The sequence below is a fragment of the Shinella sp. 838 genome (assembly GCF_029623935.1).
Lineage (GTDB): Bacteria > Pseudomonadota > Alphaproteobacteria > Rhizobiales > Rhizobiaceae > Shinella.
In genome coordinates this window covers 605606-619231 of the sequence record NZ_JARSBQ010000003.1, presented here as the reverse complement: position 1 = coordinate 619231, position 13626 = coordinate 605606, and the positions used below count along the sequence as shown (strand labels likewise).

Sequence of the window (13626 nt, the reverse complement as noted above, 5' to 3'; positions counted from 1 at the left end):
AGGAGACATCCATGCGTTTTACAATCAAGCTCAAATTATTCCTGACCTTTGCGTTCATGCTGGCCGTCCTCATCGGCACGGCGGCCTATGGCATCCTGAGCCTCGGCGGCCTCAACACGACGCTGGGCGACGTACTGAACGGCCCCGCCGAGCGCCTGAAACTCGCCCAGACACTGAACAACCTGCAACTCCAGCAGATCCGCCAGCAGAAGAACATGCTGTCCTCGGCCAACCCCACCGAAACCAACCGCTACATCGCGCTCAGCGACGAAGCCCGCAAGGAGTTCGACACGACCTTCCAGGAAGTTCTGAGCAAGGCGACGGAACAGGGCAAGGTTCTGTGGAACAAGCTCGACGGTTTCACCACGGACTTCCGCCGCGATGACGACCGCATCCGCGCACTGGCGCTTGCCGGCGATACCGCAGGTGCCACCCGTGTTTCGACGACCGACGCCCGCGCCGCCACCAACGAGATCGACCAGCTGCTCGGCGAAGTCGTCAAGCTCGAGGCCGGCCGCCTGAACGAGGCGCAAGCGGCCGCCGACGCCCAGTATCAGAGCACCCGCACGATCATGGTGGCGGTTGCGGCCATTGCGCTTCTCGTAGCGACCGGCGCTGCCCTGTGGATCGTCGTATCGATCAACCGCGGCATTTCCCGCGCCGTCGGCGTGGTGCAGAACGTGGCGGACGGCGACCTCACCCGGTTTGCCGAGATTTCTTCCAAGGACGAGATCGGCGACCTGCTCGGCCACGTCAACACAATGATCGAGCGCCTGCGCGGCGTCGTCGCCGATGCCCTTTCGGCCTCCGACAACGTCTCCTCCGGCAGCCAGGAACTGTCGGCCAGCTCCGAGACCCTTTCCCAGGGCGCCACGGAACAGGCGTCCTCCGCCGAAGAGGCCTCCGCCTCGATGGAAGAGATGGCCTCCAATATCAAGCAGAACGCCGACAACGCCGCCCAGACCGAAAAGATCGCCCGCCAGTCCTCTCGTGACGCGGAAGCATCCGGCCAGGCCGTCGGCCGCGCCGTCAGCGCCATGCGCACCATCGCGGAAAAGATCTCCATCGTGCAGGAAATCGCTCGCCAGACCGACCTTCTCGCCCTCAACGCCGCCGTCGAGGCGGCCCGTGCCGGCGAACACGGCAAGGGCTTTGCCGTCGTCGCCTCGGAAGTGCGCAAGCTCGCCGAGCGCAGCCAGGCAGCCGCCGCCGAAATCAGCGCGCTTTCCGGCGAAACGGTCTCCGTTGCGACGGAAGCCGGCGAGATGCTGAACCGGCTGGTGCCGGATATCCGCAAGACCGCCGAACTGGTCTCGGAAATCTCCGCCGCCTGCCGCGAGCAGGACATCGGCGCCTCGCAGATCAACGAGGCGATCCAGCAGCTTGACAAGGTCACCCAGCAGAATGCCGGCGCCTCGGAAGAGATGTCGGCGACGTCGGAAGAGCTGGCCGCCCAGGCGGAAGAACTTCAGGCCTCGATCGCCTTCTTCCGGGTTGAAAACTCGGCCCGCAAGGAGCCGAACCACGCCGAAAAGCTGCGGGTGACCGCAGCGAAAATGGCTGCCCCCGTCATCGCCAAGCGTCCGGCCGCTTCCCCGGCCCACCGCCCGGCACCGACGGCCGGCAAGGCCGCCCGCAACACCAACGGCTTTGCCCTCGACATGTCGATGGGTGGCCCCGACGCCGACGACGCGGATTTCCGCGAAAGCGCCTGATCGGACAAAAATCGCGGCGCATCCGGCAACGGATGCGCCGCACCGTCGACCCGGCGTGTGTAGGCGCCGGTGGAAGGGCCAAGAACGGCCCGCGGAAGGGTGAGTGTATCGGTCTTCTCGCATAACGGGTCCCGGCCTCCGGGTACCCTGCCCAAGAACGGCATCTGCGACCAAAGGAGCCCCTACGAGATGCGCTTTACCATCAAACTCAAACTGGCCGTTGCCTTCGGCGCCATCATCCTGATGATGGCTGGCACCTCCATCTATGCCATCCTGAGCCTTGCTTCGCTCAATCAGGCGATTTCCGACATGCTCGCCGGTCCTTCCGCGCGCCTCGAGGCAGCGCAGAACCTTGCGAACTACCAGCTTCGTCTGGCGCGCGCGCAGATGAACCTTGCCCTTTCCACCAACTCCAGCGAAGCCGCCACGCATCTCGAATCCGGCGATCGCAACCGGCAGATGTTCGAGGAAACCCTTGCCAATCTGATCAGCCTTTCGACCGACCCGGTTGCCGTCCAGCAGTGGCAGGATGTCGCCGAGAAAGAAAAGCAGCTCGTCCGCATTGATGACAAGATCCGCTCCTTCGTCGCCGCCGGCAATTCGACGGAGGCGGTCCGTATCGTCTCCACGGAAAGCCGCAGCCTGATGGACGAGATCGAAAAGACGATCAACGTCCGCATCGAAAGCAACAAGGGGCTGATGACGAAGGCGGACGAGGATACCGACAACCTCTACGCAACGACACGTAACCTCATCCTCGTCATTGCCGGCATCGCCCTGGTGCTCGCCGTCGGCGCGGCCGTCTGGCTCGCACTCGGCATCAACAGCGGCCTCAAGAAGATCAAGTCCGTCGCCGAGGCCGTCGCCATCGGTGACCTCGACCAGAATGTCGAGATCAAGACGAACGACGAGATCAAGGACCTTGTCGATACGATCAATGTCATGACCGGCAACCTGCGCAACACGGCGACCATCGCCGACCAGATCGCCAATGGCGACCTGACCGTGACGCCGAAGCCGCTGTCCGACAAGGACACGCTCGGCCTGTCGCTGGAAAGCATGGTGGAGCGCCTGCGCGGCGTCGTCGGCGATGCGCTTTCCGCCGCCAACAACGTCTCCTCCGGCAGCCAGGAGCTTTCGGCAAGCTCGGAACAGCTCTCCCAGGGCGCGACGGAACAGGCATCCTCCGCCGAAGAGGCTTCCGCCTCGATGGAGGAGATGGCGTCCAACATCAAGCAGAACGCCGACAACGCCGCCCAGACCGAAAAGATCGCCCGCCAGTCCGCCAAGGATGCCGAGGCATCGGGCGAAGCCGTCGGCCGCGCCGTCGGCGCCATGCGCACCATCGCGGAAAAGATCTCCATCGTGCAGGAAATCGCCCGCCAGACCGACCTTCTCGCCCTCAACGCCGCCGTCGAGGCGGCCCGTGCCGGCGAACACGGCAAGGGCTTTGCCGTCGTCGCCTCGGAAGTGCGCAAGCTCGCCGAGCGCAGCCAGGCAGCCGCTGCCGAAATCAGCACGCTGTCCGGCCAGACGGTTTCCGTCGCCACCGAAGCCGGCGAGATGCTGAACCGGCTGGTGCCGGATATCCGCAAGACTGCGGAGCTGGTCTCGGAAATCTCCGCCGCCTGCCGCGAGCAGGACATCGGCGCCTCACAGATCAACGAGGCGATCCAGCAGCTCGACAAGGTGACCCAGCAGAATGCCGGCGCCTCGGAAGAAATGTCCGGCACCTCGGAAGAACTGGCCGCCCAGGCCGAGGAGCTGCAGACCTCCATCGCCTTCTTCCGCGTCGATCGCGCCTCCGGCGCCCCGCTCGCCCAGCAGCGCCGCCCGGCGCCGGTCGCATCGCGTCCGGTCGCCAAGGCGCCCGCTGCGCCGCTTCGCAAGTCCGACAACAGCGTCAACGGCCAGCAGGCCCGCGCCCGCGGCTTTGCCCTCGACATGTCGATGGGCGGCCCGGATGCCGACGACGCAGACTTCAGGGAAAGCGCTTGATCATGGCCGGCACATCCTCCGAATCCCAATTCGTCACCTTCAGTCTCGACAGCGAGGTCTTTGCGGTGCCCGTCTCGGTCGTCCGGGAAATCCTCGACCACGAGGATGCCTTCAAGATCCCGCACGGGCCGGAATACCTGCTTGGGCTCCGGGACGTCCGGGGCCAGGGTGTGCCGGTCATCGACCTGCGTCTTCGTCTCGGCATGACGAAGACCGAGAAGACCCCGCATACGCGGGCCCTGGTGCTCGACGTACCGATCGGTGAGAAGATCCTCACCCTCGGCCTCGTCGCCGACCGGGTCTTCGAGGTCATCCCCTTCCGCACCGACGAGATCGAGGGCGCGCCCGACATCGGCGTGCGCTGGCCGTCCGACTACATTGCCGGCGTCGTGCGCCGCAACGGCGGTTTCGTCGTCATCGTCGATCTCGCGCGCCTGTTCTCCGGCGCCGAGATGGCGATGATGGGTTCGGCGGGTCGCCTCGCCGCAACGGCATAGTTTCGGGAGCATGGGTGTGGGAGCAGCATTGCGGGCGCAAGGAGCGGAGGACGGGCTAAGCAACCGGAACTTCGAAGCCCTGTCGCGCTATATCTACGACTACAGCGGCATCAAGATGCCGATCACGAAGCTGACGATGCTGGAGGGCCGGCTGCGCCGGCGCCTTCGGGCAACCGGCATTGCCAGCTTCAACGACTATTGCGACTATCTCTTCAAGCACGGCGGCATCGAGAAGGAAGCGATCTTCCTCATCGACGCCGTGACCACCAACAAGACCGACTTCTTCCGCGAGCCGAAGCATTTCGAGTACATGGCCGCGACCGGCCTGCCGGAAATGGTGGCGGCCGGCCACAAGCGGCTGCGGCTGTGGAGCGCCGCCTGCTCCATCGGTGCCGAGCCCTATACGATGGCGATGGTGATGCAGGATTTCGTCGATGCGTCGTCCGGCCTCGATTATCGCATTCTTGCCACCGACCTCTCGACCGAAGTGCTTGCCGCAGCCCGGCGCGGCGTCTATCCGCGCGACATGATCCAGCCCGTGCCGGCCGAGATGCAGCGCCGCTACGTCATGGTCTCGCGCCATGCCGGGCGCGGCGAGGTGCGAATCCATCCGCGCCTGCGCTCGACGATCGGCTTTGCCCGCATGAACCTCATGGACAGCGTCTACAAGGTGGGCGACCCCATGCACATGATCTTCTGCCGCAACGTATTGATCTATTTCGACAAGCCGACACAGGCCAAGGTGCTGTCGCGGCTCTGCGACTGCCTGGTGCCCGGCGGTTTCCTCTATGTGGGCCATTCCGAAACGGTCACCGGCATCTCCCTGCCGGTGCGCCAGGTCGCCAACACGGTTTTCAAGAAGATCTGATGGTCCTTCCCGGCAAAAAGATCCGCGTTCTCATCATCGACGACTCGGCGAGCGTGCGCCAGGCGCTGACCCACGTGCTGGAGCAGGATCCGGAGATCGAGGTGATGGGCGCGGCCTCCGATCCCTTCATGGCGGCCAAGAAGATCCAGGAAGAGGTGCCCGACGTCATCACGCTCGACGTGGAAATGCCGCGCATGGACGGTATCACCTTCCTGCGCAAACTGATGTCGCAGCGGCCGATCCCCGTCGTCATGTGCTCCTCGCTCACCGAGGAGGGCTCGGAGACGCTGATGCAGGCGCTGGAAGCCGGCGCTGTCGACATCATCCTGAAGCCGAAGATCGGTGCGGCCGACCATCTCGCCGAGTCCGGCACGCGCATCCGCGAGGCCGTCAAGGGCGCGGCCGTCGCCCGCCTTGGCCAGAGCCGGCGTTCGGCCGCCGCCAGCGGGCCGACCGCAAAGCTCACGGCCGATGCCGTGCTGCCCCCGCCCTCCGGCCGCGCCATGGCCAAGACGACCGAAATGGTCGCCTGCGTCGGCGCCTCGACCGGCGGCACGGAGGCGCTGCGGGTTCTGCTGGAACAGTTGCCGGCCAACTCCCCCGGCATCGTCATCGTGCAGCACATGCCGGAAAAGTTCACCGCCGCCTTCGCCAAGCGCCTCAACAGCCTGTGCGAAGTGGAGGTCAAGGAAGCGGTCCATGGCGACCCCGTGCTGCGCGGCCATGTGCTGATCGCCCCCGGTGATCGCCATATGATGCTGGAGCGGCAGGGTGCGCGCTACCATGTCGCCGTGCGCGAAGGCCCCCTCGTCTCGCGCCACCGGCCGTCCGTCGACGTGCTGTTCCGCTCCGCCGCCCGTTCGGCCGGAGCGAATGCCATGGGCGTCATCCTGACGGGCATGGGCGACGACGGCGCACGCGGCATGAACGAGATGCACCAGGCCGGCGCCTATACGGTCGCGCAGGACGAAGCGAGCTCTATCGTCTTCGGCATGCCAAAGGAGGCGATCGCCCATGGCGGCGTCGACAGGATCCTGCCGCTGGATCAGATCGCCCGCGAAATCCTCGCCGCCGACCGGCGGAGATAGCCTGTTTCAGCGGCTTGCACGATGGTTTTGCGCCCGGCAAAGCAGGCGCTTTCATCGGGCATTAACCACAATCACCGAGGATGGCGAAGCACCATGCGAGGTGCTTTGAGAGCGATGACCGGCTCGACAACCGTTCCGGGGAGCCCCATGCCCGTCATCACCTTCGCCAACACCAAAGGCGGCGCCGGCAAGACCACCGCCGTGCTGCTGCTAGCGACCGAGCTTGCCCGCCTCGGCTTTCGCGTCTCGGTACTCGACGCCGATCCGCAGCACTGGATCACCCGCTGGCACGAAAACTCCCAAGGTCTGCTCGGCAATCGTCTCGCGGTGGTGCCCTATGTGACGATGGGCACGATCGACCGGCAGCTGGCCGAAGAGAAGGCGCGCGCCGATTTCGTCTTGATCGACCTGCCGGGATCGCGCAGTTCTCTCCTCGCCAAGGCGGTGGGCTATTCCGATTACGTGCTGATCCCCGTGCAGGGCTCCGCCATGGACGCGCAGGGCGGCGCCAATGTCATCGAGCTCCTGCAATATCTGGAAGACAAGGCCGATATCCATATCCGCCATTCCGTCGTGCTCACCCGTGTCAACTCCATGGTGACGACGCGCGCGATGCATGCGGTCAAGGACCTGCTCGCGGCCCGCCGGGTTCACCTTCTGCAGACACCGATCATCGAACGTTCGGCCTTCCGCGACATCTTCGGTTGCGGCGGCACGCTCTATACGATGGACGCCCGGCGCGTCAGCAATCTCGACAAGGCGCAGGAGAATGCAAGGGCGCTGGCGCTGGAAGTGCTGCAGCAGATCCCCGCCGCGCTGCGGCCGACCGCGGCGGAGAGGCTGCGAAGCGTCGCCTGAGGCGCCCGCTTTCATTGCAGAGGCCGCGGAAACCGCGGCCTCTTTTCGTTTCAGCCGAGGCCTGGCTCAGAGCGCGGCGACGACGATGACTTCGACGAGGTAGTCCGGCGTTGCCAGCTTGGATTCGCCGGTGGCGCGGGCCGGGGTGTGGCCCTGCGGTGCCCAGACATCCCAGACGGCGTTCATCTTGGAGAAATCGGCCATGTCGGCGAGCCAGATCTGGGCGGAAAGGATGCGGGTCTTGTCGGTGCCGGCAAGCGCCAGCAGGCGGTCGACTTCGGCCAGCGCCTGCTTCGTCTGCTCGGTGACGTCCGAGCCCGCCTCACCGACCTGGCCGGCCAGATAGACGGTCCCGTTGTGCACGACGGCCTGGCTCATGCGCGGGCCGGTTTCAAAGCGTTTGATGTCCATGTCTCGTTCCTGTCAGGCTTGAAAATCTTCGCGGGAGGCCGCGGGCACGCAACGGCCGACGGTGGGCCGTCTATACGAGGCCCGGCGCACGGACGCCAGTGGCCAGGCGGGAAATTCGCGCGCGCCGCGTTTCAGCCGACAGCTTTCAATCCGTCGAGCGCCCTGGCAACGATCGTCTCGACGGCGGCGTCGATGCCGACAGTCACGACGCCAGCCTCACCGGACGGATCCTCCAGCGTGGCAAGCTGGCTGTCGAGCAGGCTTGCAGGCATGAAATGGCCATGCCGCGCAGCCATGCGGGCCGTAAGCAGATCGCGGCTGCCCTTGAGGAAGACGAAAGTCAGCGATCCACGGGCCGATTGACGCAGACGGTCGCGATAGATCTTTTTCAGGGCCGAGCAGGAAACGACAACGCTCTTTCCCGCGTCGAGGCTGCCGGCGAGCGCCTGGCCGATCGTATCGAGCCAGGGCCAGCGGTCCTCGTCCGTCAGCGGAACGCCGCGGGACATCTTCTCGACATTGCCGGCGGGGTGCAGGCTGTCGCCTTCGATGAAAGCGGTGCCGAGGGCGGCGGCCAGGCCCTCGGCGACCGAGGTCTTGCCGGAACCGGAAACGCCCATGACGACGATCGCGCGGGTCGCCGTCATGGGCTGTTCGTCCTCACGCCACGCGCTTGCGGCGTTCGACGCGGGCGCGGATGGCGTCCACGTCGACGCGGGGCGTCGCGGCGAAAAGGGTCTTTGTGTAGTTGTGCTGCGGGTTTTCGAACACCTGATCACGGCTGCCGTATTCCACGGCTTCACCGAAGTACATCACCATCACGTCGTCGGCGATGTGGCGCACCACCGAAAGGTCATGGCTGATGAAGACATAGGTGAGCTTGAACTCGTCCTGCAGGTCGGCGAGCAGGTTGAGCACCTGGGCCTGAACCGAAAGATCGAGCGCCGAGACCGGCTCGTCGAGCACGAGCAGGCGCGGATTGAGCATCAGCGCGCGGGCGATCGCCACGCGCTGGCGCTGGCCGCCGGAGAACATGTGCGGGTAGCGCCCGTAATGCTTCTCCTCAAGGCCGACCTTCTTCAGCATGGCCATGGCGCGGTCACGCCGCTCGCCCGCAGGCACCTTGGTGTTGATGACCAGCGGCTCCGTGAGGATGTCGCCGATCTTCTTGCGCGGGTTGAGCGAGCCATAGGGGTTCTGGAAGACGATCTGCACCTTGCTGCGCATTTCCGCGGTCAGCGGCTCATGCGCGATGTCGACCTTGCGGCCATCGATCAGCATATCGCCCTCGGTGATCGGATCGATCATCGTGACCATGCGGGCAAGGGTGGACTTGCCGCAACCGCTTTCGCCAACGATGGCAAGCGTCTTGCCCTGCTCGACCTTGAAGCTCACGCCCTTGACGGCATGGACGGTCTTGGCGGGTTTGAACAGGCTTCCCGGGATATGGTAGTCGCGTTTCAGGTTCTTTGCTTCAAGAACAGGGGTCATCGGACTGCTCCTGCAAAAATCTCGGCGTCGGTCAGCTTTTCCGTGATCGTCGGCAGGCGCTCGCCGGTGGCATTTTCCGGCAGGGCCGAAAGCAGCGCCTTGGTGTAGACGCTCTTCGGGGCCGAGAAGAGCGACAGCACGTCGGCCTCCTCGATCTGGCGGCCCTTGTACTGCACGATGACGCGGTCGGCGGTTTCGGCGACGACGCCCATGTCATGGGTGATGATGATGAGGCCCATGCCGTGTTCGGCCTGCAGCTTCATCAGGAGGTCGAGGATCTGCTTCTGGATCGTCACGTCGAGCGCAGTGGTCGGCTCGTCGGCGATCAGCAGCTTCGGATTGCAGGCGAGCGCGGTCGCGATCATCACACGCTGGCACTGGCCGCCCGACATCTGGTGCGGATAGTGGCCAAGGCGTTCTTCCGGGTTCGGAATACCGACGGACTGGAAGAGTTCGATCGCCCGGTCGCGGCGCGCCTTGCGGGAGAGATCCGTGTGGATGCGCAGCACTTCCTCGATCTGATAGCCGACCGTGAAGCACGGATTGAGGCTGGCGATCGGCTCCTGGAAGATCATGGCGATATCCTTGCCGATGATCTTGCGCCGGTCGCTGTCGGACATGGCCTGCATGTCGCGGCCGTTGAAGGTGAGTACGTCGGCGGTCACCTTCGCCGTCCACGGGAGAAGCCCCATGGCGGCGAGCATGGAGACCGACTTGCCCGAGCCGGATTCGCCAACGATGGCGAGCACTTCGCCCTCGTCGACCTTGAGCGAAACGCCGTCCACGGCGCGGAAGGGACCGGAAGCCGTCTGGAATTCGACGGTGAGGTTTTTGACTTCGAGAAGCGACATCACGACCTCTTCAGCTTGGGATCGAGGGCGTCGCGCAGGCCGTCACCCATGAGGTTGATGGCCAGCACGGTGATGAGGATGGCAAGGCCGGGGAAGGTGACGACCCACCAGGCGCGCTGGATGAATTCGCGCGCTTCGGCGAGCATCGTGCCCCATTCCGGCGTCGGCGGCTGCGCGCCCATGCCGAGGAAGCCGAGCGCCGCCGCGTCGAGGATCGCCGCCGAGAAGGCGAGCGTCGCCTGGACAATGAGCGGAGCGAGGCAATTCGGCAGGATCGTGAGGAACATCAGGCGCAGCGTGCCGGCGCCCGCGACCTTCGAGCCGACGACATAGTCCTTCGACTTCTCGGTCATCACGGCCGCGCGCGTCAGGCGCACGAAGTGCGGCTGGTTGACGAGCGAGATGGCGATCATGGCGTTCAAGAGGCCCGGCCCCAGAACCGCCACCAGCACGAGGGCAAGCAGCAGCGAGGGGAACGCCAGGATGATGTCCATGATGCGCATGATGAACGTATCGACCTTGCCGCGGAAATAGCCGGCGATAAGACCGATCAGCACGCCCGAGACCACCGAAAGCGTCACGACGACGAGACCGATGAAGAGCGAGAAGCGTGCGCCGTAGATGAGGCGCGAGAGAATGTCGCGGCCGACGGCGTCGGTGCCGAGAATATGCCCCCACATGCCGCCGTCCTGGAAGACCGGCGGCAGCAGGAGAAGTTCGCGGTTCTGGCTGCTCGGGCTGTGCGGTGCGACGAAGGGTGCGAAGACAGCGACGAACAGGATGACCAGGAAGAACGCGAGGCCGATGACGGCGCCCTTGTTGCGCGAGAAATAGAACCAGAATTCGGAAAGACCCGAGGGCGGCGTGCCACCCGTCTTGGTGTCGGCCGTGTTTTGAACCGTGCTCATGGATCGCCTCCTAGTGCCGGATACGCGGGTTGACCCAGCCGTAAAGCAGGTCGACCACGAGGTTGACGATCATGATGACGGCAGCGATCAGCATCAAGCCACCCTGCACCACGGCATAGTCGCGCTTGAAGACACTGTCGACCATCCACTTGCCGATGCCCGGCCAGGAGAAGATCGTCTCGGTAAGGATGGCGCCCGCGAGCAGCACGCCGACCTGAAGGCCGATCGTGGTGATGACGGGGATCATCGCGTTGCGCAGCGCATGCACGCCGATGACCCGGAACGGCGGCAGGCCCTTGGCGCGGGCGGTGCGGACATAGTCCTCGCCGAGCACTTCGAGCATGGCCGAACGGGTCTGGCGCGCGATGACGGCGAGCGGGATCGTCGCAAGGACGACCGTCGGCAGGATCAGGTAGGTCAGCGCCGATTTGAACGCCCCCGCCTGCCCGGAGATCAGGCTGTCGATCAGCATGAAACCGGTGACCTGCGGGAAGAAGTACATCAGCGAGATGCGCCCCGAGACCGGTGTCCAGCCGAGATAACCGGAGAAGAAGATGATGAGCAGCAGGCCCCACCAGAAGATCGGCATCGAATAGCCGACAAGGGCGACGCCCATGATCGACTGGTCGAGCCAGGTCCCGCGTTTCACCGCGGCGAACACGCCGGCGGGAATGCCGAGCACGACGGCGACGATGATGGCGCAGAGCGAAAGCTCCAGCGTTGCCGGGAAGAGCAGCATGAAGTCATCGAGCACCGGCCGCTTGGTCACGATGGACGAGCCGAAGTCGCCCGTGAGCAGGCCGGCGAGATAGTCGAAATACTGGATGTACATCGGTCGGTCGAGGCCAAGCTGGTGCATGAGCTCGGCGTGTCGTTCCGGAGACATGACGCGCTCACCCGACATCAGCATGACCGGATCGCCCGGAAGAAGTCGAATGAAGGAGAACGCGATGAGCGATACCCCGAGGAACGTGGGTATCAGGACGGCGAGCCGTCCGAAGATAAAACGAAACATGGGAGCCAATCCCTTCATTTTTGTGAAAAACCGGCGGCCCGAATGTCTTCGAGCCGCCGGCCAATGCACGCTCTTTGCGGCGTGCGCTTTCTCGTAGCCGATATTACTCGGCGATGTCCACGCCTTCGAAGACGAAGTCGCCAAGCGGGGACTGGACGAAGCCCGAGACCTTCTTGCTCATCGGAACGACGGCGAGCGAGTGGTCGAGCGTGTTCCAGGGCGCTTCGCGCTTGAAGATGACCTGGGCCTCTTCATAGAGCTTGGTGCGCTCTGCAACGTCGGCGGTTTCCTTCGCCTTCGTCATCAGGTCGTCGAACTCCTTGTTGCACCACTGCGCACGGTTGTTGCCGCCGACGGCGTCGCAACCGAGCAGGGTGTCAAGGAAGTTGTCCGGGTCGCCGTTGTCGCCCGTCCAGCCGAGGATGGCCGCGCCGTCGCGGTCCTTGGCAGACGAGAGCTTCAGATACTCGGCCCATTCGTAGGAGACGATCTCGACTTCGACGCCGATCTTGGCAAGGTCAGCCTGCATCAGTTCTGCTGCGCGGCGGGCATTCAGCATGTACGGACGCGCGACGGGCATCGCCCAGATCTTCATCTTGAGGCCAGCAGCGCCAGCGTCTTCAAGCATCTTCTTGGCCGCTTCCGGATCGAACTTGTCGTCGACGACGGCGTCGTTGTACGACCACATGGTCGGCGGGATCGGGTTCTTTGCAACCGTTGCCGCGCCCTGGAAGACCGCGTCGACGATGGCCTGGCGGTTGATCGCCATGTTGAGGGCCTTGCGGACCTCGACCTTGTCGAAGGGCGGAACCAGCGTGTTGTAGGCGAGGTATGCGACGTTGAGGCCAGCCTGCTCGGAAATGTGCAGGTTCGGGTCGGCCTTCAGCTCGGCGACATCAGCGGCGTTCGGATAGGACATCAGGTGGCATTCGCCGGCCTTCAGCTTCTGCGCGCGAACGGCAGCATCCGTGGTGATTGCGAAGACGAGATCGTCGATCTTCTGCTTGCCGCCCCAGTAGTCCGGGTTGGCCTTGTAGCGGATCGCGGCATCCGGCTGGTAGGCAACGAAGGTGAACGGGCCGGTGCCGAGCGGCTGCTGGTTCATCAGCTCCATCTTGCCGTCAGCCTGCAGCTTGTCGGCATATTCCTTGGAGACGATCGAGATGAAGGGCATGCCGAGGTTGGCGAGCAGCGGTGCTTCCGGGCGCTTCAGCGTGATCTTGACCGTCAGGTCGTCGACCTTCTCGATCTTGTCGAGCACATCGGGCAGACCCATGCCGGAGAAGTATTCCCAGGACGCGCCCGGCACGTACTTGTTCCAGGCATTGTCTTCCTTGTACTGACGCTCGAAGGAAAAGATCACGTCGTCTGCGTTCAGCTCACGCGACGGGGTGAAATACTCAGTCGTCTGGAACTTCACGCCCTTGCGGAGCTTGAAGGTATATTCCTTGCCATCGGCGGAAATTTCCCAGCTCTCGGCCAGCGCAGGCTCCAGTTCCGTCGTGCCGCGCTTGAATTCCACCAGCCGGTTGTAGACCGTGTGCGCTGCTGCGTCGAAGGTCTGACCGCCGGTATAGAGGCCGGGATCGAAGCCTTCCGGCGACGCTTCCGAGCAGTAGACGAAGGTCTTCGACCAAGCGGCCGTACCCATCAACGAGGCAAGCGCCGTCGCTGCGAGGAGAGTAGTCAGCTTTTTCATAGTGAGCTTCCCAGGTTTGCTTTTTTGTTCTCTTGTGCAGGCTCGGGTACACTTCCGGCCCCGACCTTGCCGGGGATGGAACGACATTTGCCGCAGGATTGCAATAAGTCCGCGAACAAATTTGTCCAACCGGAAAAAACCGCGGAAGATTATTCTCCACAGCATTAGAAACGGCTTCAAAAGCAACGCGAATCACCCACCCCCTGCCTTGTCAATCCCGACCTGAA

At 64.2% G+C, this 13626-nt stretch carries 13 protein-coding genes; 6 read left to right on the top strand and 7 right to left on the bottom strand.

The window, feature by feature from the left end:
* Positions 1-11: 11 nt before the first annotated feature.
* The 6 genes from P9A16_RS14460 to P9A16_RS14435 all read left to right on the top strand — a co-directional run bounded on the left by P9A16_RS14460 (position 12) and on the right by P9A16_RS14435 (position 7024).
* Positions 12-1715 (top strand): methyl-accepting chemotaxis protein, encoded by a 1704-nt coding sequence (locus tag P9A16_RS14460; protein WP_024270283.1) that lies wholly within the window; start codon positions 12-14, stop codon positions 1713-1715.
* 189 nt (positions 1716-1904) lie between these two features.
* Positions 1905-3713 carry a methyl-accepting chemotaxis protein gene (locus P9A16_RS14455; RefSeq protein WP_024270967.1) on the top strand — a complete coding sequence of 603 codons (1809 nt, stop codon included), beginning with the start codon at positions 1905-1907 and terminating at the stop codon, positions 3711-3713.
* A gap of 2 nt (positions 3714-3715) precedes the next feature.
* Entirely contained in the window at positions 3716-4210 is a 495-nt protein-coding gene (locus tag P9A16_RS14450) for a chemotaxis protein CheW (protein WP_023516699.1), read from the top strand.
* A gap of 10 nt (positions 4211-4220) precedes the next feature.
* Positions 4221-5078, top strand: a complete 858-nt coding sequence (locus P9A16_RS14445) for a CheR family methyltransferase (RefSeq protein WP_037408176.1) — start codon at positions 4221-4223, stop codon at positions 5076-5078.
* Positions 5078-6166 carry a protein-glutamate methylesterase/protein-glutamine glutaminase gene (locus P9A16_RS14440; RefSeq protein ID WP_023516701.1) on the top strand — a complete coding sequence of 363 codons (1089 nt, stop codon included), beginning with the start codon at positions 5078-5080 and terminating at the stop codon, positions 6164-6166. The genes P9A16_RS14445 and P9A16_RS14440 overlap by 1 nt, the downstream gene beginning before the upstream one ends.
* A gap of 147 nt (positions 6167-6313) precedes the next feature.
* Positions 6314-7024, top strand: a complete 711-nt coding sequence (locus P9A16_RS14435) for a ParA family protein (protein ID WP_023516702.1) — start codon at positions 6314-6316, stop codon at positions 7022-7024.
* A 66-nt stretch (positions 7025-7090) separates the two neighbouring features.
* Here P9A16_RS14435 and P9A16_RS14430 read toward each other — a convergent pair whose 3' ends face one another.
* From P9A16_RS14430 to P9A16_RS14400, 7 genes are all read right to left on the bottom strand, one after another.
* Positions 7091-7435, bottom strand: a complete 345-nt coding sequence (locus P9A16_RS14430; protein WP_023516703.1) for a RidA family protein — start codon at positions 7433-7435, stop codon at positions 7091-7093.
* A gap of 131 nt (positions 7436-7566) precedes the next feature.
* On the bottom strand, positions 7567-8082 hold the full coding sequence (locus P9A16_RS14425) for a gluconokinase (protein WP_023516704.1): 516 nt from the start codon (positions 8080-8082) through the stop codon (positions 7567-7569).
* Positions 8083-8095: 13 nt separating this feature from the next.
* Positions 8096-8926 (bottom strand): dipeptide ABC transporter ATP-binding protein, encoded by an 831-nt coding sequence (locus P9A16_RS14420; protein WP_023516705.1) that lies wholly within the window; start codon positions 8924-8926, stop codon positions 8096-8098.
* A complete protein-coding gene (locus P9A16_RS14415) occupies positions 8923-9777 on the bottom strand; it encodes an ABC transporter ATP-binding protein (protein ID WP_023516706.1) in 855 nt (284 codons plus the stop codon). Before P9A16_RS14415 ends, P9A16_RS14420 begins: the two co-directional genes overlap by 4 nt.
* A complete protein-coding gene (locus tag P9A16_RS14410; protein ID WP_023516707.1) occupies positions 9777-10685 on the bottom strand; it encodes an ABC transporter permease subunit in 909 nt (302 codons plus the stop codon). Before P9A16_RS14410 ends, P9A16_RS14415 begins: the two co-directional genes overlap by 1 nt.
* A 10-nt stretch (positions 10686-10695) precedes the next feature.
* Positions 10696-11700, bottom strand: a complete 1005-nt coding sequence (locus tag P9A16_RS14405; protein ID WP_024270966.1) for an ABC transporter permease subunit — start codon at positions 11698-11700, stop codon at positions 10696-10698.
* 103 nt (positions 11701-11803) lie between these two features.
* Positions 11804-13399: an ABC transporter substrate-binding protein gene (locus tag P9A16_RS14400; protein WP_024270965.1), complete on the bottom strand. Its 1596-nt coding sequence runs from the start codon at positions 13397-13399 to the stop codon at positions 11804-11806.
* Between the last annotated feature and the right edge of the window lie 227 nt (positions 13400-13626).

Bases quoted from the DNA above. Each gene is read 5' to 3' on its own strand.
- P9A16_RS14460 (WP_024270283.1), top strand. From the start codon at position 12: ATGCGTTTTACAATCAAGCTCAAATTATTCCTGACCTTTGCGTTCATG.
- P9A16_RS14455 (WP_024270967.1), top strand. From the start codon at position 1,905: ATGCGCTTTACCATCAAACTCAAACTGGCCGTTGCCTTCGGCGCCATC.
- P9A16_RS14450 (WP_023516699.1), top strand. From the start codon at position 3,716: ATGGCCGGCACATCCTCCGAATCCCAATTCGTCACCTTCAGTCTCGAC.
- P9A16_RS14445 (WP_037408176.1), top strand. From the start codon at position 4,221: ATGGGTGTGGGAGCAGCATTGCGGGCGCAAGGAGCGGAGGACGGGCTA.
- P9A16_RS14440 (WP_023516701.1), top strand. From the start codon at position 5,078: ATGGTCCTTCCCGGCAAAAAGATCCGCGTTCTCATCATCGACGACTCG.
- P9A16_RS14435 (WP_023516702.1), top strand. From the start codon at position 6,314: ATGCCCGTCATCACCTTCGCCAACACCAAAGGCGGCGCCGGCAAGACC.
- P9A16_RS14430 (WP_023516703.1), bottom strand. From the start codon at position 7,435: ATGGACATCAAACGCTTTGAAACCGGCCCGCGCATGAGCCAGGCCGTC.
- P9A16_RS14425 (WP_023516704.1), bottom strand. From the start codon at position 8,082: ATGACGGCGACCCGCGCGATCGTCGTCATGGGCGTTTCCGGTTCCGGC.
- P9A16_RS14420 (WP_023516705.1), bottom strand. From the start codon at position 8,926: ATGACCCCTGTTCTTGAAGCAAAGAACCTGAAACGCGACTACCATATC.
- P9A16_RS14415 (WP_023516706.1), bottom strand. From the start codon at position 9,777: ATGTCGCTTCTCGAAGTCAAAAACCTCACCGTCGAATTCCAGACGGCT.
- P9A16_RS14410 (WP_023516707.1), bottom strand. From the start codon at position 10,685: ATGAGCACGGTTCAAAACACGGCCGACACCAAGACGGGTGGCACGCCG.
- P9A16_RS14405 (WP_024270966.1), bottom strand. From the start codon at position 11,700: ATGTTTCGTTTTATCTTCGGACGGCTCGCCGTCCTGATACCCACGTTC.
- P9A16_RS14400 (WP_024270965.1), bottom strand. From the start codon at position 13,399: ATGAAAAAGCTGACTACTCTCCTCGCAGCGACGGCGCTTGCCTCGTTG.